This window comes from Agrobacterium genomosp. 13 str. CFBP 6927, assembly GCA_900012615.1.
Classification (GTDB): domain Bacteria; phylum Pseudomonadota; class Alphaproteobacteria; order Rhizobiales; family Rhizobiaceae; genus Agrobacterium.
In genome coordinates this window covers 633,288-658,847 of the sequence record LT009756.1, presented here as the reverse complement: position 1 = coordinate 658,847, position 25,560 = coordinate 633,288, and the positions used below count along the sequence as shown (strand labels likewise).

Sequence of the window (25,560 nt, the reverse complement as noted above, 5' to 3'; positions counted from 1 at the left end):
CTCCTTCAGCCCAAGGACTTGGGCTGGCTGGATTCCGGCTCAAGGCCGGAATGACGGAGATGCAAGCGTCGCACACCCCGGCTCACTTTTGGGAGACATTCCCCTCTCGTCACACGACGACGTGAGACCCCAGTTCCACCACGCGGTTGGCCGGAAGGCGGAAATAGTCCGAAGGGTCGGCCGCCGTTTCGGCAAGCGCGATGAACAGGCGGTTCTGCCAGCCCGGCATGCCCGATTTCGGATCCGGCACCAGCTTGCGGCGGCCGAGATAGAACGAGGTGGACATGATGTCGAACTTGTAGCCAGTGCGCCTCAGATAACCCAGCGCCTGGGTGACGTTCTGGGTTTCCATGAAACCGAAATGCAATTCCACCACCGCGAAACGATCACTGAGTTTCGTCAGCGTGTACCTGTTCTCCGGTCGAACGCGGGGCTGGTCTTCAGTGCGGATCGTCAGGATGACGTTCTTGTCGTGAAGGACGTGGTTATGCTTGAGATTGTGCAGCAATGCCGCTGGCGCAGCTTCCGGATCGCCGGTCAGGAAAATCGCGGTACCGGGCACACGCACCGGCGCATGGGCGCTTTCCTTTTCCACCGAGGCGACGAAAGCCTTCAGCGGCACGTCGCTGCGGCGGGTCTTGGCAAAGAGAATCTTCGAACCGCGCTGCCAGGTGGTCATGATGATGGTGAAGGCGATCGCCAGCATGACCGGCACGTAACCGCCATCGTGAATCTTGAGCAGGTTGGCGCCAAGGAACACCAGTTCCAGCAGCAGCAGCGGTGCCAGCACGGCAAGCGCCAGCCAGACCGACCATTGCCAGCGCTTGCGCACGAATTCAAAGAACATCAGGCTGGTGACGACCATCGCGCCGGTCACGGAAATACCATAGGCGGTGGCCAGCGCATCGGAACTCTTGAAGGTGAGCACCAAAGCGACGACGCCGAACAGCAGGATGGTGTTGACGGCAGGTAGATAGATCTGCCCGGTATTGGTTTCAGACGTGAAGAGGATTTCCATGCGCGGCAGGTAGCCGAGATGGATGGCCTGACGCACCAGCGAAAACGCGCCTGTGATGACCGCCTGGCTGGCGATGATGGTGGCGGCGGTGGCCAGAATGACGGCCGGCAGGATCGCCCATTGCGGGAACATCAGATAAAACGGATTGGACATCGCCGCCGGGTCTTTCAGAACCAGCGCACCCTGCCCGAGATAATTCAGCGTCAGTGCCGGGAACACCAGACAGAACCATGCCCACTGAATGGGACGGCGGCCGAAATGGCCAAGATCGGCATAAAGCGCTTCAGCACCCGTGATCGTCAGGAAAACCGCGCCAAGCACGACGATGCCGTAAAAACCTTCATTGGCCAGAAATTCAACGGCGTGCCATGGGTTGAAGGCAAAGAGAATGCTGAAATCGTCGGCAATATGGAAAAGGCCGGCCAGCCCCATGACGATGAACCATAGGGCGGTGATCGGCCCGAAGAATTTCGCCACCGTTCCCGTTCCATGCGACTGGATGGCAAACAGGCCTATCAGGATACCGACGGAAATCGGAATGATGAAGGCGTCCAGTTCCGGCGTGACGAGCTTCAGGCCTTCCACCGCGGACAGCACGGATAGTGCCGGCGTGATCATGGCGTCGCCCAGGAACAGCGCCGCGCCGATGAGGCCGAGCACGATTAGAACGCTGCGGTGGGTGCCCGCCGTCTTCATCAGCAACGCCAGAAGCGACAGCGTGCCGCCCTCGCCGTCATTGTCGGCGCGCAAAAGCAGGGTGATGTATTTAAACGTCACGATGATCGTCAAAGACCAGATCATCAGGGAGATGAGGCCGATAACCTCATTTTCGGTGACACCGTCATAGGCGATCGGCCGCAGCGCTTCGCGGAAGGCGTAAAGCGGGCTGGTGCCGATATCGCCATAAACGACACCGATGGAACCAAGGATCGCGGCATATAGCCCCTTGTTCTGATGCTTGTCGTCCGCATCCGGTTTCTCTGCGACGTCCTTGTCGACGATTTGGGACATGATGATCCTGGCTCCTTAGAGCCAGCCCTTCCAACGAAAAAAGAGAAACGGAATGATGGCGGACATCAGCATGATGACGAGCGCGAGCGGATAACCAAATGTCCAGTTCAACTCCGGCATGAGCTGAAAGTTCATTCCGTAAACCGAGGCCACCAGGGTCGGCGGTAAAAACACCACCGAGGCAATCGAGAAAATCTTGATGATGCCGTTCTGCTCGATGTTGATAATACCAAGAGAAGCATCGAGCAGGAACGTCAGATTGCCGGAAACGAAGGAAGCATGTTCGTTCAGCGACTGAATATCGCGCCCGATCGACTTGCCCTGCTCTCTCGCACCCTTGTCCTCGCGAACCTGATCGCTGGTGGACAGAAAGGTCTGGAGGCGCGCCAGCGATGCGAGGCTCACGCGGACCTTCGAGATCAGCCGGTGATAGGCGGCGATGTTGGTCAGACGATCTTCGAGATAACGCGGCGCCTTGCGTTTGGAGCGCGCCTGACTGCCGAGAATGTCGGCGGCGAGATTATCGATGCCGGTGACCGAATTTTCGAGAATCTCCGCCGTGCGGTCAACGATGGTTTCCAGCAGCTTCAGAAGCAGCGCCGTGCCGCTGCGCATCTCGTGCGGCACGCGGGTGATGGCGGCGATGAAGAGGTGGAAGGATTTCGGCTCGGCATAACGGATTGTTACGAGGCGCTTGCCGGCAAGAATGAAAGCGACGTCCGTGAGGCGCGGATCGTCCGAATCCGCCTTCCACACCAGAGACCCGGTCATGAAGACATTGCCGTCTTCCATGTAAAGACGGCTGGAGGGCTCGATATCCTTCAAATCCTCGCGCGTCGGCAGATCAAGCCCCAGCAGCTTTTCCACATGATGCTCTTCGGCCCTGTCCGGATTGACGAGATCGATCCAGACGATGTCGTCGGGAATCTGTTCGGAGCCGTCGTCTGGCGACAGGCTGATCGCCTCGCAATTGGCGCGATAGGCTTTTATCAATCCGTTTCTCCGCTCCACATCGCAGGCTTCAGCCGCAATGCTGCTTAACATATCCTGTTCAAGGTCGGCAAACCTTTGGACGACACTTCAGGGAACGCTGGAACAGGCGGGATTTTCACATCTCGCCAGCCCGACGGACCAAGAGCCAAACGGCGCAGGCGTATGCTCCCAAAGCGAGAAGCAATCAAGCAATATTTTTTCGCGACAGCCTTGCAGGCAAAGCATCTCTGGAGAAAAACCACAGAGAGCTTTTCCTATAAAGCCGATTAATCTTTTGTATTTAAAAGATATTCTTTCCGTCCCGCCACCGGGCCGGCTCGTTCCCCGCTATTCGAAAACAATTTTCGGCGCCGGTTTTCTTTCATCCGCACCGATGCGCGCCCAGACCTTTTCCGCGATATCGCGGTAGATCGCGGCCTGCGGGCCGTCCGGTTCGGCGGCAACGACCGGGGTTCCGGCGTCCGACATTTCGCGGATGGAGATGGTGAGCGGCACTTCGCCGAGGAACGGCACGCCGATCCTTTCCGCCTCCGCCTTCGCCCCGCCATGGCCGAAAATATCGTAGCGCGCCCCCGTATCGGGCGCGATGAAATAGCTCATATTCTCGATGACGCCGAGCAGCGGAACTTCCACCTTACGGAACATCGTGATGCCCTTGCGCGCATCGATCAGCGCCAGATCCTGCGGCGTGGAAACGATGACGGCGCCGGCGAGCGGCACCTGCTGGGCGATGGTAAGCTGCGCATCACCCGTGCCGGGCGGCATGTCCAGCACCAGCACATCCAGTTCGCCCCAGGCGACTTCACGCAGCATCTGCATCAATGCGGACTGCACCATCGGCCCGCGCCAGATCATCGCCGCTTCCTCATCCACCAGGAAGCCCATGGACATGACCTTCAGCCCGTAATTCTCCATGGGGACGATGATACGGTCTTCCTGCTGCTGCGGGCGGCCGGAAATCTTGAGGAGGCGGGGCAATGAAGGACCGTAAATATCGGCATCGAGCATACCGACCCTGAGGCCGAGCGCCTGGAGACCGAGGGCCAGATTAACAGCGGTCGTCGACTTGCCGACCCCGCCCTTGCCCGAGGCGACCGCGATGATGGCACCCACACCCGGAACGCCGACCTTGGAAGAGCGTGGCTGTGCCGCCGGGCGACCTGTTGCCGCAGCGGGCCGTGCCGGCTGTTCTGCGCCGGGCTTGCGGTCCGCGGTCAGCGCCACCACCGCACCGACAATTCCCGGGACATTTTTGGCAGCCTTTTCCGCCGAAAGCCTCAACGGCTCCATGTCCGCGGCCCTGTCGGCGGGAACGGTAATCGAAAAATAGGCTTTCCCATCGGCAATGAAGATTTCAGAGACCATGCCAAGCGCCACGATGCTTTTATCGCTGCCGGGATAGATGACGGCTTCCAAAGCCTTTTCGACCTCGTTCTTGCTGACCTCTGCCATAGTTTTACTCCGCTACATCATCCTACCGGATATGGGCTCAATTCCGCGCCATCCATAGACAAGGCGGAGCGCTTCGCCAATGCTAAAGAACATCAGGCGGCCAATCGCGACGATTTAACGTCCCGGTTTCAGATTTCGTCGTCCATATCGAGCGTTTCCGGGTCGAAAACGCGGCCATCGAAAAAACAGTCGGGGCCGAGCACCAGGCCCGTGCGCGACGCCCCGACATGGACCGGCTCCCGCAACGTCCCCTCCAGCTTGAGGTTCGCACCCGGCACCGGCACGAAAAGCGGTTTCATGGCCTTGCGGAAAATATCCGGCCTGTAGGCATTGCGCGCGGCCTCCACCACGGCCGCATCGAAGCGGCGATCGGCGGGAACCTCGCCCCAGCGCAACATCTGGCTGAAGAACCACAGCGCCTGGCTCTGCCAGGGAAAATTGGCAGCCTTGGCATTTGTCACGAAAAATTCCGGATAACGCTGCATGTCCCGCAGCGAGGTGGAAATATACCCCGTCAGTGCCGGAAGCAGGAATTCACCGTTTGCGCCGATATAATGGGGAGCGGCGAGAATACCGGTGAGTTCCTCGATGTTGGCGGGATTGGCGCACCATTCACCGGCACGGTAAAGCGCCCGCAGCAGCCCTTCCAGCGGGGTGGCGTTCGCCTCCGCCCAGGGCCGTCTCGTGGCGAGAATTTTCTCCGGGGCATTGTGCCAGATCAGCGCTCCGGTCGTCACGATCCGCCCGGCACCGCCCAGCACCAGGGCGCTGCCCGCCGGTTCGGCCGTACAGAGCGCGTCAACCTTGCCGCTTTCCAGGAGCCCAGGCATTGCCTTGGGCAAGGCTTCGACGATTTCCATATCCCGGCCGAGCAGCACGCCGCAGCTTCCGAGCAGATATCGCAGGGTATAAAACGGCGTGGAGATGATGTCCTCGACCGCGAATACAGGCGGGTTCGCACCGGAGGCCCGGCGCGCGGCGCAGACACGGGCCATGGCTCGCCCGAAAGCGGCCGGATCCGGCAGCTTCAGACCTTCACGGTAAAGCTCATCATAAAATTCGTGAGAAACAGTCGTTGCCGATCCGCCAAGGGAGAGCGTGAAAACACCGATAATATTGCCCGGCAGATCATCGAGACCGACCGCGGAACCGACCGGAACCGGAGCGGGCAGATGGGCGACCTGAACCTCATCTCCGTCAAGCGCGGCAAGCACGGAGCGCGCGGATTGCTTTCGAACGAGTTGCAGTTCTATGCCTTCATCGGCAGCAAAACCTTTTTCGGCAGCGGCTACCAGCACGGCGCAGTCGACAGTCGGAGAAAATCCCGCTTTTACCTTATGCCGCTCCGGCAAACGATTTCTCCTTTCCGGTGATTCGAAAGAAGGATCGCCCAGGAACCCGTTTATCACAATGATAAAGTTGTGATTTCGCTATTTAATCAAGCCGACCCGCAGGGCCTTGGCAACGGCCTGGGTACGGTTGACCGTGTCGAGTTTTTTCGTCGCACGGTTCAGGTAATGATTGATGGTATGTTCCGACAACATCATGATTTCAGCGATTTCGGCGCTTGTCTTGCCGGCGGCCGTCCAGTTCAGACAGTCGATCTCGCGTTCGCTCAATGTTTCGGGAACGCGCAGGTCAAGACGGCGGATTTCAGATAGCCGGGCAAAGACATGGCTGGAAATGTAGAAAAGTTCCGCCAGCCGGCTGACCGGCAGAACCGTCTTGTTTCCGGAGAAGGACACCGCACCCCGTGTCGTGGTGATGTCGTGAACGGGAAACCACACCGAATTGACCATTTCAAATCGTTCGAAGAGACCGATAACGGGCTTTTTCGCGAGATGCTCTTCGCCTTTGACCAAAAAATCCATGGACACGGAAAAGGGGGCGGTCGATTTTTTCAACTGCGCCATGACCCGGCTGCTCTGCAACATGCCCTCTTCATCGTAACGCTGCAAAAGCTCGGCCGGCCAGCTTGTAATGATGGTATATTGCGACAGCTCGCTCGCCATTTCGGACGACAGGTCAAGAACCATGAAGGCCTTGAATTCCCAAGCCTCCGTCAGCCGCTTCAAGAACCGGAATATGTCGAATTGGGTGTTCAGATCGGCGATCTCGCGAACGCAATCAACACCAATCGACTGAACGGCGGCCGTCTCTGTTTTCTGCATGAAAGCTGTTCTTCGAGAATGAGAAAATGCCGCCGCAAAGAACCCCCTTTGCCCGGAATTGCGGATGTTACTCACCAAAATGATTCATGCAAACAAAAGTTGAAAACTTAATTCAGAATAATCGAAAATAAGATTCAACCGGCGCAAAACCGCCCTCTGCCAATGTTTCGGCCGCAGGTTTTCTTCAACCATCCGCAACCGGGGATAATCTGCAGGCAAGTTCCGCCGCAATTTTATCCGCCGTTTCGCGCACCGGCGGTCCCCATTTGCGAAGCTGTTTCAGATCAACGCGATAGGCGGGACCGGTGACGGAAATCGCCGCATAAAAATTGCGCCCGGGTGCGCGCACAGGCGCGGCAACACAATGAATTCCGACCTCATGCTCCTGCAGGTCGAAACCATAACCGTTTTTGCCGATAGCAGAGACATCCTCGATCAACGCCTCGGGGGTTATCAGCGTGTTTTGCGTGAAGCGATGGAAGTCCAGCCCCGCGGCAAGTTCCACCAGATCGGCGGCGGGGAGCAGGGAAAGCGCTGCCTTGCCGACGCCAGTGCAATAGGCTGGCGACGTCTTGCCGACCTGCGAATGCATGCGCAGACTTTGCTTACCTTCCATCTTGTCGAGATAGGTGACCTGGCCGCCGTTCAAGACGGCGAGATGCACGGATTCCTGCGTCGCATCCTGCAACGCCGCCAGATGCGGGGCGGCAACGCTGCGCAGATCGTTGCCGCTCCAGGCTTTCGCCGCCAATTGCAGCAGCCTCAGACCCACGGCATAGGTCTGGTCAGCGGCATGATCAATCAGGCCTTCGGCAATCAAATGGGCAAGCTGACGGTGAACGGTGCCGCGCGGTTGGCCGCAAGCCTCAACCACATCGGTAAAGCGCATCGGTTTTTCGGCGAAGGCGATGAGTTCCAGAAGCGAGACGGCCTTTCCGAGGGTGCCGGTCACGGTTTCCGTTTTTTGCGCCCGACCCGGAACGGCCTCATGCTTTTGATCATCAGGCTTTCTAAGATTGGGCTTTTTAAGATCGGGCATGGCAACATCCACCGTCATCTGCCTTGACATAAGCGTGACGCCAAGAGAATAATTCCATTTAGTAAAATCTAGTTCCATATAATGGAACAATCAAGCCCTCAATTGACGAGACGATGCCGATGACGCAAGCCCATTTCCCTGACCTCAAGGACGCCGGCGTGCTGGTCACCGGCGGCGGCTCCGGCATCGGCGCATCGCTGGTGGAGGCCTTTGCGATGCAGGGGGCGAAGGTCGCCTTTATCGACATCGCGGAAGAGCCCAGCCTGGCGCTTGTCCAGCGGCTGTCAAAAACGGCGCCTCACCCGGTCCATTTTTTCAAGACCGACCTCAGCGACATTCCCGCGATCGGGCGGACGGTGGAGGCGGCGGCATCCGCCACAGGCGGTATTAAGGTGCTGGTCAACAACGCCGCATGGGACGACCGCCACGACATCGATACCGTGACGGAAGCCTATTGGGACGCCAATCAGGCGGTTAATCTCAAGCAGATGTTCTTCACGGTCCAGGCGGCATTGCCGCATCTGCGGCAGGCAAAAGACGCGTCCATCGTCAATTTCTCCTCGATCTCGTTCCTGCTGAACATGGGCGATCTTCCCTCCTATGCGGCGGCCAAGGCCGGCATCATCGGCCTGACGAAAAGCCTTGCCGGCAGGCTGGGGCCGGAAAACATCCGCGTCAACACGCTGCTGCCGGGGATGATAGTGACGGAGCGGCAGAAGGAACTGTGGCTGACGGATGACGGGATTGCCGCAACCACGGCACGGCAATGTCTCAAGCGCACGCTCATTGCCGCCGATCTGACGGGGCCGTGCCTGTTTCTCGCATCATCGGCATCGAGCGCCATCACGGCGCAATCCATAATCGTAGACGGAGGCCTGTTATAATGTCTGAACCCGCTTTTATCGCCGTCGACTGGGGCACGACCAGTTTCCGGCTGTGGCTGCTCAGCCGGTCGGGCGCGGTGCTGAATGAGCGCAGAAGTGCGGAAGGCATGACGACAGCCATGCGCACCGGCTTTGCCGATGTGCTGCAATCGCATCTCGACGCCATCGGCGCACCGGAAAACCTGCCGGTTCTCGTCTGCGGCATGGCGGGTGCGCGGCAGGGCTGGGTAGAGGCTGGCTATATCGACGTGCCGGCATCGCTTTCTGCAGTTCTCGAAGGGGCGGTCCGCGTGCCGGGTCAGGCGCGGGATGTTCGTATTCTGCCGGGGCTGGCGCAGCGGGATAAAAACGCGCCTGATGTGATGCGCGGCGAGGAAACACAGCTGCTCGGCGCACTTGCTTCCGCCGACGCCGGCGAAAAGCTGGTCTGCATGCCCGGCACGCATTCCAAATGGGTGACGGTCAAGGGCGGCGACGTTACCGGCTTTGCCACGTTCATGACCGGCGAACTCTTCGAGGTCATCTCCAAGCAGACAATCCTTTCCCATGCGGTGGCCGAGGCCGAAGCCTTTAATGGCGAACACGAGACCTTCAAGGCGGCCGTGCGCGACATCTACGCCAATCCGCAGCTGGCGACCAACCGCCTGTTCACCCTGCGCTCCGGGCAATTGCTGCATGGTCTTGGCGCAACCGATGCCAAGGCCAAGCTTTCCGGCATCATGATCGGGCTGGAAATTGCCGGCGCGCATTCCACCGCAAGCCGGGATACGCCGGTGGTGCTGATCGGCTCCGGCGCACTTGGCGCGCTTTACGAGGGTGCATTCGCGGCCCTGGACATTCAATATACGGTCATCGATGCAGACGAGGCCGTGCGGCGCGGATTGCTGGCCGCTGCAAATGCCATCTGGCCCTAAATCATATAGTGTGAGCGGAATTTCTCGCGAAAACCGCTCGCACTTGTCGCCATTCCGCTTCAGGACGAAAGAAACACCATGCGTATCCCCTTCCCTTCCATAAAATATCCGCTGATCGCCATTCTGCGCGGTCTGAAACCCGAGGAAACCGAAGGCGTCGTCGGCGCGCTGATCGAGACCGGTTTCCGCGCCATCGAAATCCCGCTCAATTCGCCCGATCCGTTCCGTTCGATCGAGATCGCCGCGAAGATGGCGCCCGCCGATTGCCTGATCGGCGCAGGCACCGTGCTGAGTGTGGAAGACGTGGAATCGCTTGATGCAGCCGGCGGCAAGCTGATGGTCAGCCCCAATGCCGATGCGGACGTGATTGTCGCCGCGCGCGTCAAGGGCATGGTGACGATGCCGGGCGTTCTGACGCCCACCGAGGCGCTGGTTGCGGCAAAGGCCGGGGCGACGGGGCTGAAATTCTTCCCCGCCAGCATCATCGGCCCCGCCGGCATCAATGCGATCAGGACAATCCTGCCGAAGGATCTGGTCATTGCTGCCGTCGGTGGTGTGTCGGACAAGAATTTCAGCGAATATACAAAGGCCGGCATCCTTGCTTTCGGGCTTGGAACCAGTCTCTACAAGCCCGGCATGACGGCGGCGGAGGTTCGGGAACGTGCCACTGTCACGCTTTCTGCCTATGACGCCGCAATCGGAGGATAAGAGCTTGGCAACCGTTTTCCCCTTTGCCGGACGTGTTCTTGATGAAACGCCGATGACGCTTGGCGAAGGCCCGACCTTTGACGCCGCGACCGGCACCGCCTGGTGGTTTAATATTGTCGAGCGGGAGCTGCATGAACTGCATCTCGCTTCCGGCCGCAAAACCGTGCACGCCTTGCCCTTCATGGGCAGTGCGCTGGCCAAGATCAGCGACAGCAAACAATTGATCGCCTCCGATGACGGCCTTTTCCTGCGCGACACGGCAACAGGCGTTCTGACACTGCATGCGGAACTGGAAAATAACCTGCCCGGCAATCGTTCCAATGACGGACGCATGCATCCCTCCGGCGCGCTCTGGATCGGCACCATGGGCCGCAAGGCGGAAACCGGCGCGGGCAGCATCTACCACGTTGCCAAAGGCACGGTGACGACGCTGTTTGCCGAGATCAGCATTCCGAATTCGATCTGCTTTTCTCCCGATGGCGCGACCGGATATTACGTCGACACCAAGGTCAACAAGCTGATGCGGGTGCCTCTGGATGCCAAGACGGGTCTTCCCTCGGGCAAGGCCGAAGTGCTGGTCGATTCCGCCGGTATCGATGGCGGCATAGACGGCTCGGTCTGCGATGCGGAAGGGCACATCTGGAACGCCCGCTGGGGCATGGGTGCGGTCGATCGTTACGATGCCAACGGCAATCATATTGAACGCTATCTGGTGCCGGCAGGGCAGACCACCTGCCCGGCCTTCATCGGCCCCGATGCGTCCCGTCTTCTCGTCACATCCGCGCGCGAAAATCTCGACGACGACGCCATTGCCGCCAATCCGCAGCATGGAAAGACATTCGAGCTTGGGATTGAAGTGAAGGGCCGGTTCGAGCCGCTTTACAGGTTGTGAGGCGTAGCACGCTCCGCCCTCCCCTCATTCCTATGCCTGTCACAGGAATCTAGCCAGCCCAAGTCCTTGGGCTGAAAAGACTCTTCCCGCCGCGCAGACGCGCGTCGGCTGGATTCCTGTGACAGGCACAGGAATGAGGGTTGTGGGGATGCACCGACACATAAATCTTAGACTGATGTACCAAAGAACGTCGCAGCCAGGCCGCCGCCCTCTCAAGGAATATCCGAGAGAATCTCGCGATAATTCTCGTGCAGGTAACGCTGGGTGGCGGCGGCATCGGCGGGGCGGCCGTAAAAATAGCCCTGGCCCATGGCGCAGCCGAGCGCGCGCAGCTTTTCCTCTTCCGCACGCTCCTCGATACCCTCGGCCACCACTTCGAGATCGAGACCTTCGCACATGGCGACGATGGCCTTGATGATGTGTTCCGAAGGGCGATCGCTGCTGATGCGGGAAACGAAGGCACGGTCGATCTTGACCTTATCGAAGGTGAAGTCGCGCAGGCGGCCAAGGCTCGACTGGCCGGTACCGAAATCGTCGAGGGAGATGCGAACACCCGCACTCTGCAATTCGCTGATGATGCGCTGCGCGGTATCGGCGGAGGTCATGACAGCCGTTTCGGTGATTTCAAGCTCCAGCCGATGTGGGTCGAGACCGACACGCGACAGGATAGAGAGAATATTGTCCGCCGTGCCAGGATCCATCAGCTGCGCGGAGGACAGGTTGAAGGACAGGAAAAGCTCGCGCGGCCAGAACAGGGCTGCTTCCGCCGCCTTCCTGAGCAGGGCTTCCGAAAGAGCGTCGATAAAACCTCTTTCTTCAGCCAGCGGCACAAAAACGGCGGGCGATACGAAGCCGAGATCAGGGTCGTTCCAGCGGGCAAGCGCCTCGAAACCGATGACTTTGGCCTCTTCCAGCCTGACGATGGGCTGGAAATGCACATCGATCGCGTCGGTGATGATGGCGTTTCGCAGAGCCTGTTCCAACTGGGTGGCGCGCTTCATCTCCTGCGCTATCTCGCGCGAATAGACCGTTATCTGGCCGCGGCCGCGCCGCTTGGACCGGTAAAGCGCCGTCTCGGCGCTTTTCAGCAGATCCTCGAAATCATCGCCGGCAAAAGGGTAGATGGCAAAACCGAAGGAAGAGGAAAGCCGGACGTTGCGATCGCCGAGATCGTAAGGAGCGGACAGCACGTCCTTGATCATGTTGCCGACGCGCTCGGCGCCGGTGCGCTCGAAGACCAGCGGCAGCACGAAAGCGAATTCATCGCCGTCATGGCGCGTCACGACAGCGCCATCGGGAATGCAGGCTTTCAGGCGATGCGCCACCTGGCACAGAATCTCGTCGCCCGCCTGCACGCCGAAAAGATCGTTGATGGGTTTGAAGCCGTCTATATTCGCGATGCCGACCGTGAAGGGTGCGGGATCGCTGGAGCGTTCGCTCGCAAGCATGCGAATCTTGTCTCGCAGACGGTAGCGGTTGCCGAGCCCCGTCAAAGGATCGCTGTAAGCCATCGCTTGCAGCTCGTTCTGGCTGACCTGCAACGCTTGCGGCTCTGGCCGTTTCATTCCTGCATCTCGTGAATCCTGTGTGATTGCGCTCACAATGCAGGGCAAGTATTAAAAAAGCCATAGAGCCGCGAACCGAAAAATGCGGGCAGCGTTTTCCGGGAAGCCCAAAGCTTCGGTCAAAATGAGCCTGACAGCGGTCAATTTCCGCCTGTCTCTTGCCGTGGCAGCGGAATTTCAGGCTTGAAGCCGCAGGTCATCCTTGCTGAAAAGGCGCAGGAAAGCGGCCTCGACCATATCGGGACTGACGGGTTTCAGCAGCATGTCTTCCATGCCCGAAGCCAGACACTTGTCGAGATCGCCTTCGAAGGCGTGCGTTATGACGCCGACAATGGGAATGCGATTGTCGCCGGCAAGGCCGCGCATACGGCGGGCAACCTCAAAACCGTCGATATCGGCAAGCGTCGTATCGAGCAGAACCGCGGATGGCGCCTGTTCCGCAAAAAGACGCAAGGCTTCTTCGCCGGAGGTGGCGAGCCGGTAGGATAGTCCAAGGCCCTCGAGTATCTGCGAAAAAACGATCTGGTTGACCCTGTTGTCCTCAACGAGAAGTATCTCGCAGACGCCGCCGGTCTTGAGCATTTTGGGCAGGTCTTCCGTCATGATCTCCCAGTCCTCCTCAGAGGATTTTTCCCTGGGAGAAGAGCTGAGGCCAACGGCAAGATAATGCAGCAGCGACGCGCCTATCTCGTCCTCCTCGATGGTGACGACGGGCAGGCCGTGGGCTTCGGCGATATCGAGACAGGCGACGCTCATCTGCGCGTCCACCACGACAACATCGATGGTGACGCCGGCCGAGGCGGCGACATCGATGAAACTGCGCTGTTCTTCTTCGCCCGTCACGACGGCGAAGTCCATGCCGCCCGCGGTCAACAGGCGACCGGCGGCTTCGCCGAAACGCCCGTTTTCAGATACGACCAGCACCGCCTTGCTCTTCAGCAGGCCGCTTCTGGCATCGCGCTCATCATCCTTGCCATAGGTGGAGGAAACGAAGGCAACGTGCTCGAGCGAGGGAATGACGGGCATGCCGTTTGCGTCGATGGTGGCGAGCGCGGTGACATCCTCCATCGTCGTCACCAGAAAATATCGGCCGGGCCTGCCCACACGCTGCTTGCGGGTAATCGTCAGGACTTCTTCACCATTCAGGCGTCTCACTCTTTCGGGAATGACGCTCGGTGTGCCGCTGTCCAGCACCATGCGATCGGCGATATCGATCCGCCCCGCAACCTCACGCGAATGGAGATCGAAAACGGTTCGGCCGAGAATAGCTTCGGCACTGGTCTCGACCATGGCGCAGGCGGATTTGTTGATTGCCGCATAGGCCATGTTCCGATCCTTGACGAAGACCGGAAATGGCAGATTATCGAGAATATCCTCGATCAGCTGGACGCGTTCGAGGTCGATGCGCCACTGTTCTTCTCTTTTCTTCTGTTCGGAAATATCGGCAACAACGCTGATGCCGAGACCGGAAGGCAGGCGGTTCATGACGAAACGCAGGAAGCGTTCCCCCTTCAGCCGCTCGGTCTTTTCCGAGCGCTCCTTCCAGTGCAGCGCCAGCCGCTCGCCGATCCATTCCTCCCGCCCGAGCTGGCGGGCGTTGGCGGCCAGGCTTTCCGCCTCCAGAAGATAACAATCGTAGAGCGCGCTCAGATAGTCGCGCAGCCGCGCGCCCGGTCCGACAACGCCCTCCTGGAGCGGAAAAAAACTCAAGAGTTTCCGGCTTGCGAAAATAATGTGATCGTTACGGTCGTAAACGACTATCGCCGCGCCAAGCGCGTCGCAAAGGGCATCAAGCATCACCGTATGAACGCCCGCGCCAGAGGACGCCAAATCACTCAACTGCAAACTCCCGCCTGTTTTAAAGGGTCAGGCTTATGTTTCTATTGGAATCGTCCAAAGCGGATGCCGGGATGAAACGATAAATTCCGAAAAAGAGACATCAGGGTTCGCCACTTGAAGCAGTCTTGAGGAGAAGATGACGTTCACCCATAGTCGACGTCACACACCACCCGGCCAGGGGGGCCTCGTTCCTGCGATCATTTCAAGCCGCCACACCATAACCAGGGTCGATTAAAGGCGGATTAACGCTTAACGCCATGTTGAGCGAAATGATCAAATGCCCGAAAGACCGCAAAACATGTGCAAATGTCCGCGACGCCGGTTTTTTGCTTTCGAAGCCGCAGCGAATCCGCGAAAATGACGATCATGGCCATCAAGCAGCTTTCAGAAACCCTCATCAACCAGATCGCCGCCGGCGAGGTCATCGAAAGACCCTCCAGCGCCACGAAGGAACTGGTGGAAAACGCCATCGACGCCGGCGCGACGCGGATCGAGATCGCCACGGCGGGCGGCGGCAAGGGGCTGGTGCGGATTACCGACAATGGCTCCGGCATGTCGCCCACCGATCTGGAACTTGCGGTCCGGCGTCACTGCACCTCGAAGATTTCCGATACGCTGGACGATATCCGCACGCTCGGGTTTCGCGGCGAGGCGCTGCCCTCCATCGGCTCGGTCGCCAAGCTGACGATTACCAGCCGCCAACAGGGCGCTGAACAGGGTTCGGTCATTTCCGTGACCGGCGGCAAGGTTTCTGACGTACGGCCCGCCGCCTCGAATGCCGGTACCATCGTCGAGGTGCGCGACCTGTTCTTCGCCACGCCTGCGCGGCTGAAGTTCCTGAAGACGGAACGCGCCGAGGCGGCCGCCATCACCGAGGTCGTCAAGCGCATGGCGATCGCCTTTCCGCATATCCGCTTCGTGCTATCGGGCACCGATCGTTCCACGCTCGAAATCCCTTCGACCGGTGACGATCATCTCGCCCGCATGGCGCAAATCCTCGGCGCGGAGTTCAAGGACAACGCCATCGAAATCGATGCCGGGCGCGAGGATGTGACGCTGACCGGTTTTGCCGGCGTGCCGACCTTCAATCGCGGCAACTCGGCGCATCAATATGTCTTCGTCAATGGCCGCCCGGTGCAGGACAAGCTGCTTTTATCTGCCATTCGCGGCGCCTATGCCGAAACCGTGCCGCATGGGCGATATCCGGTCGCGGTGCTGTCCATCACGCTCGACCCCGCCTTTGTGGATGTGAACGTGCATCCGGCAAAATCCGACGTGCGTTTCCGCGATCCCGGCCTCATTCGCGGGCTGATCGTCGGCGCGATCCGGCAGGCGCTGACGCGCGACGGTGACAGGGCGGCGACGACGGGTGCGAGCCAGATGATGAGCGCCTTCCGTCCGGGTTACAGCCCGTCCAATCTCCGGCCTTCTCCGTCCGCGACATGGTCCGCCGCGACTTCTCCTTCCCGGCCGCTTGCCGTTTCCAGCGGAACGCAATTTTCGGAGGCCGTGCAGTCGCGCTTTTCCGACATTACCATGCCGACGGCGCGGGCCGAGCCGAGGGAGACTTACGAGGCCGCCGCAAGCCCCTCGCCAGAAGCGGTGCTTTATCCGCTGGGGGCGGCACGGGCGCAGCTGCACGAGAACTACATCATCGCGCAGACGGAAAACGGCCTCGTCATCGTCGATCAGCATGCAGCGCATGAGCGGCTGGTATTCGAGGAAATGCGCAATGCGCTGCATTCCCAGCGTCCGCCATCGCAGGTGCTGCTCATTCCAGAGATCATCGACCTGCCGGAAGAGGATTGCGACCGGCTGATGGATCATGCCGCCGGTTTTGATGCGCTGGGCCTCGTAATCGAGCGTTTCGGGCCGGGCGCGGTCGCCGTGCGGGAAACGCCCGCCATGCTGGGCGAAGTCAATGTGCAGGGGCTGGTGCGCCAGCTTGCCGACGAGATTGCCGAATGGGATGCCGCCTCCACGCTTGCCAACAAGCTGGAATATGTTGCCGCCACCATGGCCTGCCACGGTTCCGTGCGCTCCGGCCGGCGCATGCGGCCGGAGGAGATGAATGCGCTTCTGCGGCAAATGGAAAACACGCCGGGTTCCGGCCAGTGCAACCACGGTCGCCCGACCTATATCGAACTGAAACTTTCCGATATAGAACGGCTCTTCGGCCGTAGCTGACGCCTTGTCCCGGCGGCAGGCCGGTAGGGCTGGCCTTGGCCCGCGCCTGACGGTATAAATTTAGGGAACTGGAGCATCCGCATTGTTCAGGAAAACGCTACGCCGTTTCGGACTGGGTGCCCTGACAGGACAGAGCAGGAGACGAAAACGGATGAACAGATTTGAGGGAGGCGGCAACCGCCTCGCCGTCATCGAATATCTCGACGGTGATTTCCGGATCGTGCAGACCGGCTCGCATGTCGTCTGCGCCATCACCGGCAAAAGCATTCCGCTCGATGAGCTGCGCTATTGGAGCGTGGCGCGGCAGGAAGCCTATGTGGATGCGGCGGCTTCGCTGGAAGCAGAACGCAAGGCGGGCAATCTGCCAGCATAGTGTAGATGCGACGATGTAGTGAATATGCTTCGCGAACGCTGGTCTTGTAGAAAACGCTAATTCACGTGAAAATTGAAGTATGCGATAGTTCTCTTGTTCAACGAGCAAAGGAACGATTCGTTGTGATCACTGCCAGAATTAGATGCATCAATAAAACTGACAGAAGCAGCGCTTGGGAACGCATAAGAAGCGTCGGCGGTGTCAACCCTGATGGTAAGAACTGGAAACTTACGCTCAACGACGCAATCGTAGGCATCGAGAACAAAACTTACGCGTTCTATGTAGAACGTCCCGCTGGGGATAGGGTCAACGTAGTTGTAGCCAAAAGTGCTTATGGGAACAAATATCTAAAAACTACATCAGACGGTGATCAACCAAATAACCTTCTAAGCTTGCCTGAATGCCCTTAAGACGAGTATGGCATAGCGCACTGAAATATAAATCTCTATTTTGGTGCGCTCACCACATAATACTTGGTATACTTGTTAGAATGAAGTCCGCGCATTGTCCCGCAGCAAACGCGCACGGCAGTTCGCCACCGCCGTATTGATGATGGTCGCGGCCGCGTTGGGGTCGTCGAACACCATGTCGATTTCGATCACCAGACTGTTCCACAGCAATTCTTCGGCCCGGCCGTGATGCCCGTTAAGCCGCACGGCGTCCTTGGCCGTCGTCACCAGCTGCAGATTCTGTCTGGCCGCATCTGCAAGAAGATCGGCAATCTCGTCGTCGCTGAAATGGTGGTGATCCGGGAAGGAGCGTTGCAGCACGATGTCACCGCCGAGCGCCTCGACGGTTCGATAAAACTTGGCCGGGTCGGCAATACCCGCATAGGCCAGAACGCGGCTTCCCCTGAAGTCCTGCGGCTCCTGCGGCGTGATCGCCGCAACGAAGACGGGTTTGGCGGCTTTTGCCGCCTGCCTGACCAGCGGATCGGCCGCATGGCCGTTTCCAACCTTCAAAAGACCGGTCATCTGCCGCATCTGCTCGGCGAGCGGTGCTCTCACCGGCCCGCCCGGGACGAGATGGCCATTGCCGATGCCGCGCAGCGTATCGATGACGACAAGCGCGTAATCCAGCGTCAGGCGCGCGCTCTGAAAGCCATCATCCATGATGATGAGATCGACGCCTTCCTTCACCAGCCGGTGTGCGCCTTCCACCCGCTTGCGGGAAATGACCGTGACCGCCTCTCGCGCCAGAAGCAGAGGTTCATCGCCGACATCGGCCGAGCGGTGCTGTCCGGGATCGACAAGCGTGGTGACATCAAGCGTGCCGCCATAACCGCGACTGAGGAAACCGGGCTTCAGGCCTTTCGCGGCGGCGGCTCTGGCAATTGCCATGGCCGTCGGTGTCTTTCCGGCGCCGCCCACGGTGAAATTGCCGATGCATATAACCGGAACGGAAACGCTTGCCCTCTTCGCCGTTCGCATCCGCCGGCCCGCGATCTTTCCGTAGAGAAGCGAAAAAGGTGACAGAAGCCACGCCTGCCAGCCCGCTTTCTGCCACCAGAATGGCGGCGCTTCAGAAACCATCTATTCCCGCTCCCGGCCGCGTCGCCCACGGCATTCCGTTCGGATGTCGAATATCATAGGGGTTGTTTGCCAGAAAAAACCGTAAATTGCAAAAACGGGATAAACGGCTCAGAGAACCCGTTCCGGCAGCAGCGCTTCAAGCGCGGTAATGTCGTCGAAACAATAATCGGCGTCAGCGCCGAGGCTCTCGCGCGAGCCGGTGCCCGTCAGAACGGCAATGCGCAATCCCGCACCGGCGTTTTTCGCCATATGCAGATCGTGATTATTGTCGCCGACCACGGCCACACGCTCGGGCGGGAAGCCTATCGCCTCGCAGAAACCGAGAACCATGCCGGGTTGCGGCTTGGTGCCATAACCGCTGTCATAACCCGCGACGAAATCCACATCGTTTTCAAAACCGAAACGGATGGCCGTCTGGCGGATGGAATTTTCATTGTCGCTGGAAGCGATGCCGAGCTTGTAACCGCGTGCCTTCAGCCTTGCGAAAAACGCCTTGAGATCGGTTACCGGCACGGATTTATCCGCCGCCTCGGTAAACAGCCGGTCGAGGCGCGCCGTCAGTTCCCCGACATTGCAGGGCGAGCCGGCGGCAACCAGACCGGCGGCGATTTCCGCCGTATTGCCAGCAGCCAAAAGGCTGTCCGGTACCACGTGACCTGTAACGGGATCCATACCGCAGGCGGAAAGAAGCCGGTCGGCGAGAACGGGATCGCCCTTCGCCGCAATCGCCGCAAGCTCGCGGTTTACCGGACCCCAGCTGGCGTCATAACCGAGAAGCGTACCGTCCTTGTCGAAAAGGACTGCCACGATAGACTGCGCCGTGTTGAGTTCGATATCCGCTACCATGAACCGATGGCGCTCCGCGGTTGCAGCTTGGCGGAAACAGTGAGCGGGTTGATATAGGGCTCCAGCGCCTTGACGGTCAGAGAAAGCGCGCCGCGCATATCCTGAATGACCCGGTTGCCCGCATCGATCATCTTGTAACGCTCATTGTCGTTGACCAGCAGATAATGCACCGCCTTGGCCAGCATCTCCACATCGCGGATGATACGACCGCCGCCAGCGCGGATCAGCTTCTGATAGGCTTCGCGGAAATTCTGCACATGCGCGCCGGACAATACGGCGCATCCCAGCATCGCCGGTTCCAGCGGGTTCTGCCCGCCTTCCGCCGTCAGCGAGCGGCCGACAAAGGCAAGTTCGGTCAGACGCAGATAAAGCCCCATTTCGCCGATGGAATCGCCAAGGAAAATATCGGTTTCCGGCGTGATCACGTCATTCCTGCTACGGCGCGCGACGGTCAGCCCCATGCCCTTCAGCATGGCTTCCACATCGTCGCCACGCTCGGGATGGCGCGGCACGATGATGGTCAGTTGGCCGTTGCGCGACTTGATCGCCGCATGCACGGTGGCGGCAGCCTTTTCCTCACCGTCGAAGGTGGAGATCGCCGCCCATGTCTTGCGATTGCCGACCTGCTTGCGATAGGTCTCCAGAAGAGCCTCATCACAGGGTGGCGGATCGGTGTCGCCCTTGAGGTTGCCTGATATCACCACTGGCCAGGAGCCGAGATCGCGGAAGCGTTCGGCATCGAGATCGGATTGCGCTACCACCAGCGCCAGCTTGGAAAACAGCGACTCCGCAATGTCGTGCCGGTTTTTCCAGCGGTCGAAGGACCGGTCGGACAGACGGGCATTGACCCGGATCTGCGGGATGTGCCGGCGTTCCAACTCCATCATCGTCACCGGCCAGATTTCCGATTCAGCGGTGATGGCGGCATCCGGCGCCCAATAGGCGAGGAAACGGTTGACCGCAATCTTGATGTCCAGCGGCACATATTGATGGATCACATCATCGCCGAGCCGGGTGCGGGTCAGTTCTGCGGAGGTGACCGTTCCGGTGGTCAAAAGCACGAAAATGTCGCGCTTGCGTATTTCGCGGATCAGCGGAATGAGAGCCAACGTTTCGCCCACGCTTGCGGCATGGAACCAGACCAGCGGCCCACGCGGGCGCTCGGCGCTGGCATAGCCGAAACGCTCAAGCCGACGGCGCTTGTCTTCCTTGCCCTTTGCCGCCCGATAGGAAAGATAGGGACGGGCAAAGGGATAGGCGGCGATACCGGCAATCCGGTAACCGGAAAGAGCGAAACGTGCGATACGGCTGCTCATGACATTCTGCCCTTGATCATTCCGCGCAATGCCCTTCCCCTGTTCTTGTTGTTATCGCCGCCTACTTCTTCTCAAATTGCGTCATTTTTTGTCATCGGAAACGAAAGCGCGATCACATTTTCTCGCAATCAAAATCCCGGCCTGCACATTTTCAGCAGGAATCACCGGAAAACTCGCCTTCACCCAATAGTATTACAACGCAAGGGCAAAAGGACTCAAATTTTATCGTCCGGATTGAGAAGACGGTGCATATGCACGATAAAATAACGCATATGGGCGTTATCAACAGTCATCTGCGCCTTGGATTTCCATGCGGTGAGCGCGGAAGCGTAATCCGGATAGATGCCGACGATATCGAGCGCATTCAAATCCCGGAACTGAACATCCTGAAGGTTTTCCAGTTCGCCACCGAATACAAGGTGCAGCAGCTGTTTCTGTTTGCCGGCTTCCGTCATGTCTTTATCTCTTTCTTAAACTCTGAGAGAGGCCTTCATCTGCGGGATTTCCCGGCAAACGTCAACTGTCGGACAGATGCGAAAACGCTTTCAAAAGCGTGGGCAGCGCATAATCTGCTGCGGCGCACAATGCGGGGTGGTTCACCTGCCGGCGATTATACATCAGAGGTTTTCCATCGAGACCCACCAGGCGGCCGCCGGCCCTTTCGAGGATCAGGTCGGCGGCGGCGAGATCCCACTCGTGCGAGTTGGCCTTGACCAGCGTTCCGTCGATGCGGCCATCGGCCACCATGGCCAGCCGATAGGCAAGCGAGGGGACGTGCGGAATGCGCTTGACGCTGTCCCGTACCTCTTCCGGCAGATGCGTGACCACGTCTTCCGGTGCAGCCAGATGGAAGATGCCGACATTCTTAAGCGCGGCAGAAATGGGCTCGCCATTCTTCAGCGCCTCACCACCGTCCAGTGCCGTGAATTCCTCGGCGAGCGCGGGTGCGACGAGGACCGCAACCACCGGCCGCCCTTCATGCACGACCGCGACGCTGACGCACCAGGTGTCCCGGCCGCCGATGAAGGCGCGGGTGCCGTCGATGGGATCGACCACGAAGACGGTGGAGCGGGAAAGGCGGTCCGTATCGTCATCCGTCTCTTCGGAAAGCCAGCCGTATTCCGGCCGGGCGGAGCGTAGGATGGTTTCGAGAATTTCATTGGCGGCATAGTCGGCCGCGCTGACCGGCGAAAGCCCGCCATTCTTCCACCAGACCTCGGGATCCTTGCGGAAGAAACCGAGGGCCGTCTCGCCCGCCTTGCGGGCGGCTTCAAGCACCAGCCTCAGATCGGAGGCCCAGCGGGCCTCAGCCATATCGTTCATTTTGCCGTCTTTTCCGCGCGCCTCACACGGCGCGCCTGTTTTTCTTTTCGCACTTGCACACAAAGTACCGGCGAAAACAACCCGCAGGCCGTCTCACTTGCCCGCGATCGTCATGCCTTCAATGGCAAGCGTCGGGGCCGCGACACCGTATTTGCGATCGATGTCATTAGCCGGCGTGACCCGCATGAACATGTCCTTCAGGTTCGAGGCGATGGTGACCTCGGAAACCGCGAAGGTCTTTTCGCCGTTCTCGATCCAGAAACCGCTCGCGCCGCAGCTATATTCACCCGTGATCATATTCGCGCCGTGGCCGATCAGCTCGGTGACGTAAAAGCCGGTTCCGACCTGTCGCAGCAGGTCATCCGGCGAGATATCGCCCGGCTCCAGCGCCAGATTGGTGGAGGCCGGCGAAACCGCCGTGCCGCCGCGCACGCCGCGACCGTTGGTTTCAAGGCCAAGTTCCCGCGCCGCCGAGGTGGACAGGAACCAGTGTTTGAGAACACCATCCTCGATCATCGTCATCTTCTCGCCGCGCACGCCCTCGCCATCGAAGGGACGCGAGGACGGGCCGCGCACAATCTGCGGATCGTCGGTGAGATAAAGGCCCTTTTTCAGAACCTGCTGACCCATTTTATCGCGCAGGAAGCTGGTCTTGCGGGCAACCGACGCGCCGTTGATGGCGCCGGCAATCGCACCGACGAAACCGCGGGCGATGCGTGGATCCAAAACCACGGTAATGTTGCTACCGGTATCGACCTGGCGCGGGCCGACGCGGCGCACGACTTTTTCACCGGCGCGGCGGCCGATTTCTTCAGCGGCATCGAGATCGGCATAATAAAGGCGGCTGTCGAAATCGTAGTCGCGCTCCATCTTCGTGCCTTCGCCGGCGATGACGCTGACGGAACGGCTGAAGCGGCTGCCCATATAGCTGCCGGAAAAACCGTGGGATGTGGCAAGCACGAGGCCGCCCATGCCGCTCGATGCGCCGGCGCCCGAGGAATTGCTGACGCCCTTGACGGCCAGCGCCGCCTCTTCCGAAGCAAGGGCCGCCTCGCGCAGCTGATCCGCCGATACTTCAGTCGCATCGAAAAGCTGAAGATCGTCATAGGAGGTCGCCAGCCGTTCCCTGTCGGCGAGGCAGGCAAAGGGATCTTCCGGCGAGACCTTGGCCATGGCTACCGCCCGTTCCGCCAAGGTCTTCAGGTCGAAACCCGGATTGGCCGAAACGCTCGCCACCCGGCGGCCCACGAAAACGCGCAGGGAAAAATCGTCGCTTTCGGAGGATTCGGTGCTTTCCACCTTGCCGAGCCGCACGCCGACCGATTGCGAGCGGGAGCGGACGACAACGGCATCCGCCTCATCCGCACCGGCGGCACGGGCAAGATCGACAAGCTGGCTGGCGCGATCGAGAAGTTTGGAAGAATCTATTTCTGAGGACATGAGTTGGCCTTTCATTCCTGTTCCATTTATTGTGCCAGGAACCCCGCATCAAGGGCGAAACGCCGCTTTCTCCATTCGGACGGTATTGTCGCCACCCTATTCGAAAGTCCGCCCGCATGACCGAGCACGACGCTCTCTTTTCCGAACCCCTGCTGCTTCTGGCCGGCGCGGTCATCGCGGCCTCGGTTTTCCGCAAGCTCGGGCTTGGCACCGTGCTGGGCTATCTGGTGGCGGGCATCATCATCGGGCCGTTCCTGCATCTGGTCACGGATGCGAAGGACATCTTCAATGTCTCGGAACTGGGCGTGGTTTTCCTGCTCTTCATCATCGGGCTGGAACTGAAACCATCGCGCATATGGCAGATGCGGCGCGACATTCTCGGGCTCGGACTGGCGCAGGTGCTGGTGACGGGCAGCGTACTGGCCGCCATTGCCTGGTGGGCGGGGTTGATCGATGCACGCGGCAGTCTCGTCGCCGGTTTCGGCCTTGCGCTTTCCTCCACCGCCTTTGCGCTGCAAATCCTTGCCGATGACGGCGACATGAACACCCGGCACGGCAATCGCTCCTTTTCGATCCTGCTGTTTCAGGATCTCGCCATCGTGCCGCTTCTTGCCCTCGTCACCATTCTTTCGAACCGCCCGGACGTGCCGACGGATTCGATGTCCTACGATCTCCTCGCTTCGATCATCGCGGTGGCGGGCATGGTGCTGGCGGGGCGTTACCTGCTGACACCGATGTTCCAGATCATTGCCCGCACGGGCGCGCGCGAAGTGATGATCGCCGCCGCGCTCTTCGTGGTCATCGGTGCAGCCGCCATCATGGAAGCTGTGGGACTTTCGATGGGCATGGGCGCATTGCTGGCGGGGCTGATGCTGTCGGAATCCTCCTACCGGCATGAGCTGGAAGCGGATATCGAGCCGTTTCGCGGGTTGTTTCTGGCGCTGTTCTTCATGGCCGTCGGCATGTCGCTGCATGTTAATATCGTCTATGAGCACATTCTTCTCATCCTGATCGCCGTGCCGGTGATGATGGCAGTGAAGGCGGGCCTGATTTACGTTCTGTGCCGCATTGCCGGTTCGTCGCGTTATGCGTCCAGCCGCATCGCGCTGCTTCTGGCGCAGGGCGGCGAATTCGGTTTCGTGCTTTTCACCACGGCCGCCGCCTCGGGGCTGTTCCCGCAGGCGACCGCCTCGATCCTCGTTGCCGTGGTCACGCTTTCCATGGCGCTGACGCCGCTTCTGGCGGTGATTTCGCGCCGGCTGACGGCGGAGGATGCGGAGGAAGACAAGCTGGAAGAGGATTTCGACGGCGCGGGTGCTGATGTGCTGATGATCGGCTTTTCCCGCTTCGGCCAGATCGCCTCACAGATCCTTCTCGCCGGGGGGCGCGACGTCACCGTCATCGACAGCTCGGCCGACCGCGTGCGCCAGGCCGCCCGTTTCGGCTTCCGCATCTTTTTCGGTGATGGCACACGCAAGGACGTCCTGATTGCCGCTGGAATAGAACGGGCCGATCTCGTTGCCGTCTGCACCCACAAGAAAGAGGTGACCGACCGCATCATCGACATGATCCAGTCGGAATTTCCGAGCGTGCGCATCTATGTCCGCTCCTATGACCGTGTGCATTCGCTCGACCTCAGGAAAAAGGGCGTGGAATATGAGATCCGCGAGACGCTGGAATCGGGCCTGCTGTTCGGCAGGCGCATTCTGGAAGGGCTGGATATGGATGGCGAAAGGGCGCTGGCGATTGCCGACGACATTCGCGAACGCGACGAGGAGCGGTTGCAGCTACAGGCCGTGGAAGGCCTCGCCGCCGGCCGGCAGATGCTGCACAACAAGCCGGTGCGCGAGGTGAAGCCGGAGCCGCTGATGAAGCCGAAGAACAAGGCGGAGAAGCGTGAGGAAGAAGAGGATGCGGAGGACAGCGAGACGGAAGTTTCGCTGTGAATTGAGTTCAACTTAGTGACTGGGAGAGCGTCGCTTGTTTCTTCTCCCCGCCGGGGAGAAGTCCGCGGCAGCGGGATGAGGGGGCGACGGTTGAAATATTCGGAGAGCTTG

The 25,560-nt window shown here is 59.7% G+C and carries 22 protein-coding genes; 8 read left to right on the top strand and 14 right to left on the bottom strand.

Going from position 1 to position 25,560, the window contains the following annotated elements; all coding sequences use genetic code 11:
* Window positions 1-109: 109 nt before the first annotated feature.
* The 6 genes from AGR13A_RS03235 to AGR13A_RS03210 all read right to left on the bottom strand — a co-directional run bounded on the left by AGR13A_RS03235 (window position 110) and on the right by AGR13A_RS03210 (window position 7,714).
* Window positions 110-2,029: a potassium transporter Kup gene (locus tag AGR13A_RS03235; RefSeq protein ID WP_035218668.1), complete on the bottom strand. Its 1,920-nt coding sequence runs from the start codon at window positions 2,027-2,029 to the stop codon at window positions 110-112.
* Between the two features lie 15 nt (window positions 2,030-2,044).
* The gene (locus AGR13A_RS03230; RefSeq protein WP_035218671.1) at window positions 2,045-3,022 is read right to left on the bottom strand and encodes a magnesium transporter CorA family protein; all 978 of its coding nucleotides are present in this window, start codon (window positions 3,020-3,022) and stop codon (window positions 2,045-2,047) included.
* Window positions 3,023-3,349: 327 nt separating this feature from the next.
* The gene (locus AGR13A_RS03225; RefSeq protein WP_080833635.1) at window positions 3,350-4,474 is read right to left on the bottom strand and encodes an Mrp/NBP35 family ATP-binding protein; all 1,125 of its coding nucleotides are present in this window, start codon (window positions 4,472-4,474) and stop codon (window positions 3,350-3,352) included.
* Between the two features lie 128 nt (window positions 4,475-4,602).
* Window positions 4,603-5,826, bottom strand: a complete 1,224-nt coding sequence (locus AGR13A_RS03220) for a CmpA/NrtA family ABC transporter substrate-binding protein (RefSeq protein WP_080833633.1) — start codon at window positions 5,824-5,826, stop codon at window positions 4,603-4,605.
* Window positions 5,827-5,904: 78 nt separating this feature from the next.
* Complete coding sequence (locus AGR13A_RS03215) at window positions 5,905-6,645, bottom strand: helix-turn-helix transcriptional regulator (RefSeq protein WP_035218676.1); 741 nt, start codon at window positions 6,643-6,645, stop codon at window positions 5,905-5,907.
* A 184-nt stretch (window positions 6,646-6,829) separates the two neighbouring features.
* The gene (locus AGR13A_RS03210; RefSeq protein WP_167377389.1) at window positions 6,830-7,714 is read right to left on the bottom strand and encodes an IclR family transcriptional regulator; all 885 of its coding nucleotides are present in this window, start codon (window positions 7,712-7,714) and stop codon (window positions 6,830-6,832) included.
* Between the two features lie 83 nt (window positions 7,715-7,797).
* Here AGR13A_RS03210 and AGR13A_RS03205 point away from each other — a divergent pair, with 83 nt between their 5' ends.
* From AGR13A_RS03205 to AGR13A_RS03190, 4 genes are all read left to right on the top strand, one after another.
* Entirely contained in the window at window positions 7,798-8,568 is a 771-nt protein-coding gene (locus tag AGR13A_RS03205; RefSeq protein ID WP_080833631.1) for an SDR family NAD(P)-dependent oxidoreductase, read from the top strand.
* The gene (locus AGR13A_RS03200; RefSeq protein WP_080833629.1) at window positions 8,568-9,482 is read left to right on the top strand and encodes a 2-dehydro-3-deoxygalactonokinase; all 915 of its coding nucleotides are present in this window, start codon (window positions 8,568-8,570) and stop codon (window positions 9,480-9,482) included. The genes AGR13A_RS03205 and AGR13A_RS03200 overlap by 1 nt, the downstream gene beginning before the upstream one ends.
* 78 nt (window positions 9,483-9,560) lie before the next feature.
* Window positions 9,561-10,190, top strand: a complete 630-nt coding sequence (locus AGR13A_RS03195) for a 2-dehydro-3-deoxy-6-phosphogalactonate aldolase (RefSeq protein WP_003494112.1) — start codon at window positions 9,561-9,563, stop codon at window positions 10,188-10,190.
* Window positions 10,191-10,194: 4 nt separating this feature from the next.
* Window positions 10,195-11,082, top strand: a complete 888-nt coding sequence (locus AGR13A_RS03190; protein ID WP_080833627.1) for an SMP-30/gluconolactonase/LRE family protein — start codon at window positions 10,195-10,197, stop codon at window positions 11,080-11,082.
* Window positions 11,083-11,294: 212 nt separating this feature from the next.
* Here AGR13A_RS03190 and AGR13A_RS03180 read toward each other — a convergent pair whose 3' ends face one another.
* Together AGR13A_RS03180 and AGR13A_RS03175 are read right to left on the bottom strand one after the other, a co-directional pair.
* Window positions 11,295-12,647, bottom strand: a complete 1,353-nt coding sequence (locus AGR13A_RS03180) for a putative bifunctional diguanylate cyclase/phosphodiesterase (protein WP_080833625.1) — start codon at window positions 12,645-12,647, stop codon at window positions 11,295-11,297.
* Between the two features lie 177 nt (window positions 12,648-12,824).
* The gene (locus AGR13A_RS03175; RefSeq protein ID WP_167377514.1) at window positions 12,825-14,444 is read right to left on the bottom strand and encodes a response regulator; all 1,620 of its coding nucleotides are present in this window, start codon (window positions 14,442-14,444) and stop codon (window positions 12,825-12,827) included.
* A 408-nt stretch (window positions 14,445-14,852) separates the two neighbouring features.
* On the opposite strand from AGR13A_RS03175, the gene mutL reads away from it, so the two are divergent.
* The 3 genes from mutL to AGR13A_RS03160 all read left to right on the top strand — a co-directional run bounded on the left by mutL (window position 14,853) and on the right by AGR13A_RS03160 (window position 17,456).
* A complete protein-coding gene (gene mutL / locus AGR13A_RS03170) occupies window positions 14,853-16,673 on the top strand; it encodes a DNA mismatch repair endonuclease MutL (protein ID WP_080833621.1) in 1,821 nt (606 codons plus the stop codon).
* Window positions 16,674-16,824: 151 nt separating this feature from the next.
* On the top strand, window positions 16,825-17,046 hold the full coding sequence (locus AGR13A_RS03165; protein WP_080833619.1) for a DUF2093 domain-containing protein: 222 nt from the start codon (window positions 16,825-16,827) through the stop codon (window positions 17,044-17,046).
* 65 nt (window positions 17,047-17,111) lie between these two features.
* Window positions 17,112-17,456: a DUF3892 domain-containing protein gene (locus AGR13A_RS03160; protein WP_308400021.1), complete on the top strand. Its 345-nt coding sequence runs from the start codon at window positions 17,112-17,114 to the stop codon at window positions 17,454-17,456.
* 75 nt (window positions 17,457-17,531) lie between these two features.
* Here the strand turns inward: AGR13A_RS03160 and lpxK are convergent, their stop codons facing one another.
* The 6 genes from lpxK to AGR13A_RS03130 all read right to left on the bottom strand — a co-directional run bounded on the left by lpxK (window position 17,532) and on the right by AGR13A_RS03130 (window position 23,503).
* Window positions 17,532-18,578, bottom strand: a complete 1,047-nt coding sequence (gene lpxK, locus AGR13A_RS03155) for a tetraacyldisaccharide 4'-kinase (protein ID WP_080833616.1) — start codon at window positions 18,576-18,578, stop codon at window positions 17,532-17,534.
* Window positions 18,579-18,686: 108 nt separating this feature from the next.
* Complete coding sequence (locus tag AGR13A_RS03150) at window positions 18,687-19,424, bottom strand: HAD family hydrolase (protein ID WP_080833613.1); 738 nt, start codon at window positions 19,422-19,424, stop codon at window positions 18,687-18,689.
* A complete protein-coding gene (gene waaA / locus AGR13A_RS03145; RefSeq protein ID WP_035218686.1) occupies window positions 19,418-20,740 on the bottom strand; it encodes a lipid IV(A) 3-deoxy-D-manno-octulosonic acid transferase in 1,323 nt (440 codons plus the stop codon). The genes AGR13A_RS03150 and waaA overlap by 7 nt, the downstream gene beginning before the upstream one ends.
* A 215-nt stretch (window positions 20,741-20,955) precedes the next feature.
* A complete protein-coding gene (locus tag AGR13A_RS03140; protein ID WP_035218688.1) occupies window positions 20,956-21,195 on the bottom strand; it encodes a DUF4170 domain-containing protein in 240 nt (79 codons plus the stop codon).
* A 61-nt stretch (window positions 21,196-21,256) separates the two neighbouring features.
* Window positions 21,257-22,063 (bottom strand): 3'(2'),5'-bisphosphate nucleotidase CysQ, encoded by an 807-nt coding sequence (locus AGR13A_RS03135; RefSeq protein WP_080833611.1) that lies wholly within the window; start codon window positions 22,061-22,063, stop codon window positions 21,257-21,259.
* Window positions 22,064-22,156: 93 nt separating this feature from the next.
* The gene (locus AGR13A_RS03130) at window positions 22,157-23,503 is read right to left on the bottom strand and encodes a TldD/PmbA family protein (RefSeq protein WP_080836476.1); all 1,347 of its coding nucleotides are present in this window, start codon (window positions 23,501-23,503) and stop codon (window positions 22,157-22,159) included.
* Window positions 23,504-23,619: 116 nt separating this feature from the next.
* On the opposite strand from AGR13A_RS03130, the gene AGR13A_RS03125 reads away from it, so the two are divergent.
* The gene (locus AGR13A_RS03125) at window positions 23,620-25,449 is read left to right on the top strand and encodes a monovalent cation:proton antiporter-2 (CPA2) family protein (protein ID WP_080833608.1); all 1,830 of its coding nucleotides are present in this window, start codon (window positions 23,620-23,622) and stop codon (window positions 25,447-25,449) included.
* The last annotated feature ends 111 nt before the right edge of the window (window positions 25,450-25,560 follow it).

Coding starts and splice junctions, on each gene's coding strand:
- AGR13A_RS03180 (WP_080833625.1), bottom strand. CDS start 12,647: ATGAAACGGCCAGAGCCGCAAGCGTTGCAGGTCAGCCAGAACGAGCTG.
- AGR13A_RS03130 (WP_080836476.1), bottom strand. CDS start 23,503: ATGTCCTCAGAAATAGATTCTTCCAAACTTCTCGATCGCGCCAGCCAG.
- AGR13A_RS03140 (WP_035218688.1), bottom strand. CDS start 21,195: ATGACGGAAGCCGGCAAACAGAAACAGCTGCTGCACCTTGTATTCGGT.
- lpxK (WP_080833616.1), bottom strand. CDS start 18,578: ATGGTTTCTGAAGCGCCGCCATTCTGGTGGCAGAAAGCGGGCTGGCAG.
- mutL (WP_080833621.1), top strand. CDS start 14,853: ATGGCCATCAAGCAGCTTTCAGAAACCCTCATCAACCAGATCGCCGCC.
- AGR13A_RS03165 (WP_080833619.1), top strand. CDS start 16,825: ATGAACAGATTTGAGGGAGGCGGCAACCGCCTCGCCGTCATCGAATAT.
- AGR13A_RS03195 (WP_003494112.1), top strand. CDS start 9,561: ATGCGTATCCCCTTCCCTTCCATAAAATATCCGCTGATCGCCATTCTG.
- AGR13A_RS03235 (WP_035218668.1), bottom strand. CDS start 2,029: ATGTCCCAAATCGTCGACAAGGACGTCGCAGAGAAACCGGATGCGGAC.
- AGR13A_RS03225 (WP_080833635.1), bottom strand. CDS start 4,474: ATGGCAGAGGTCAGCAAGAACGAGGTCGAAAAGGCTTTGGAAGCCGTC.
- AGR13A_RS03210 (WP_167377389.1), bottom strand. CDS start 7,714: ATGTCAAGGCAGATGACGGTGGATGTTGCCATGCCCGATCTTAAAAAG.
- AGR13A_RS03175 (WP_167377514.1), bottom strand. CDS start 14,444: ATGCTTGATGCCCTTTGCGACGCGCTTGGCGCGGCGATAGTCGTTTAC.
- AGR13A_RS03125 (WP_080833608.1), top strand. CDS start 23,620: ATGACCGAGCACGACGCTCTCTTTTCCGAACCCCTGCTGCTTCTGGCC.
- AGR13A_RS03205 (WP_080833631.1), top strand. CDS start 7,798: ATGCCGATGACGCAAGCCCATTTCCCTGACCTCAAGGACGCCGGCGTG.
- AGR13A_RS03135 (WP_080833611.1), bottom strand. CDS start 22,063: ATGAACGATATGGCTGAGGCCCGCTGGGCCTCCGATCTGAGGCTGGTG.
- AGR13A_RS03200 (WP_080833629.1), top strand. CDS start 8,568: ATGTCTGAACCCGCTTTTATCGCCGTCGACTGGGGCACGACCAGTTTC.
- AGR13A_RS03150 (WP_080833613.1), bottom strand. CDS start 19,424: ATGGTAGCGGATATCGAACTCAACACGGCGCAGTCTATCGTGGCAGTC.
- waaA (WP_035218686.1), bottom strand. CDS start 20,740: ATGAGCAGCCGTATCGCACGTTTCGCTCTTTCCGGTTACCGGATTGCC.
- AGR13A_RS03215 (WP_035218676.1), bottom strand. CDS start 6,645: ATGCAGAAAACAGAGACGGCCGCCGTTCAGTCGATTGGTGTTGATTGC.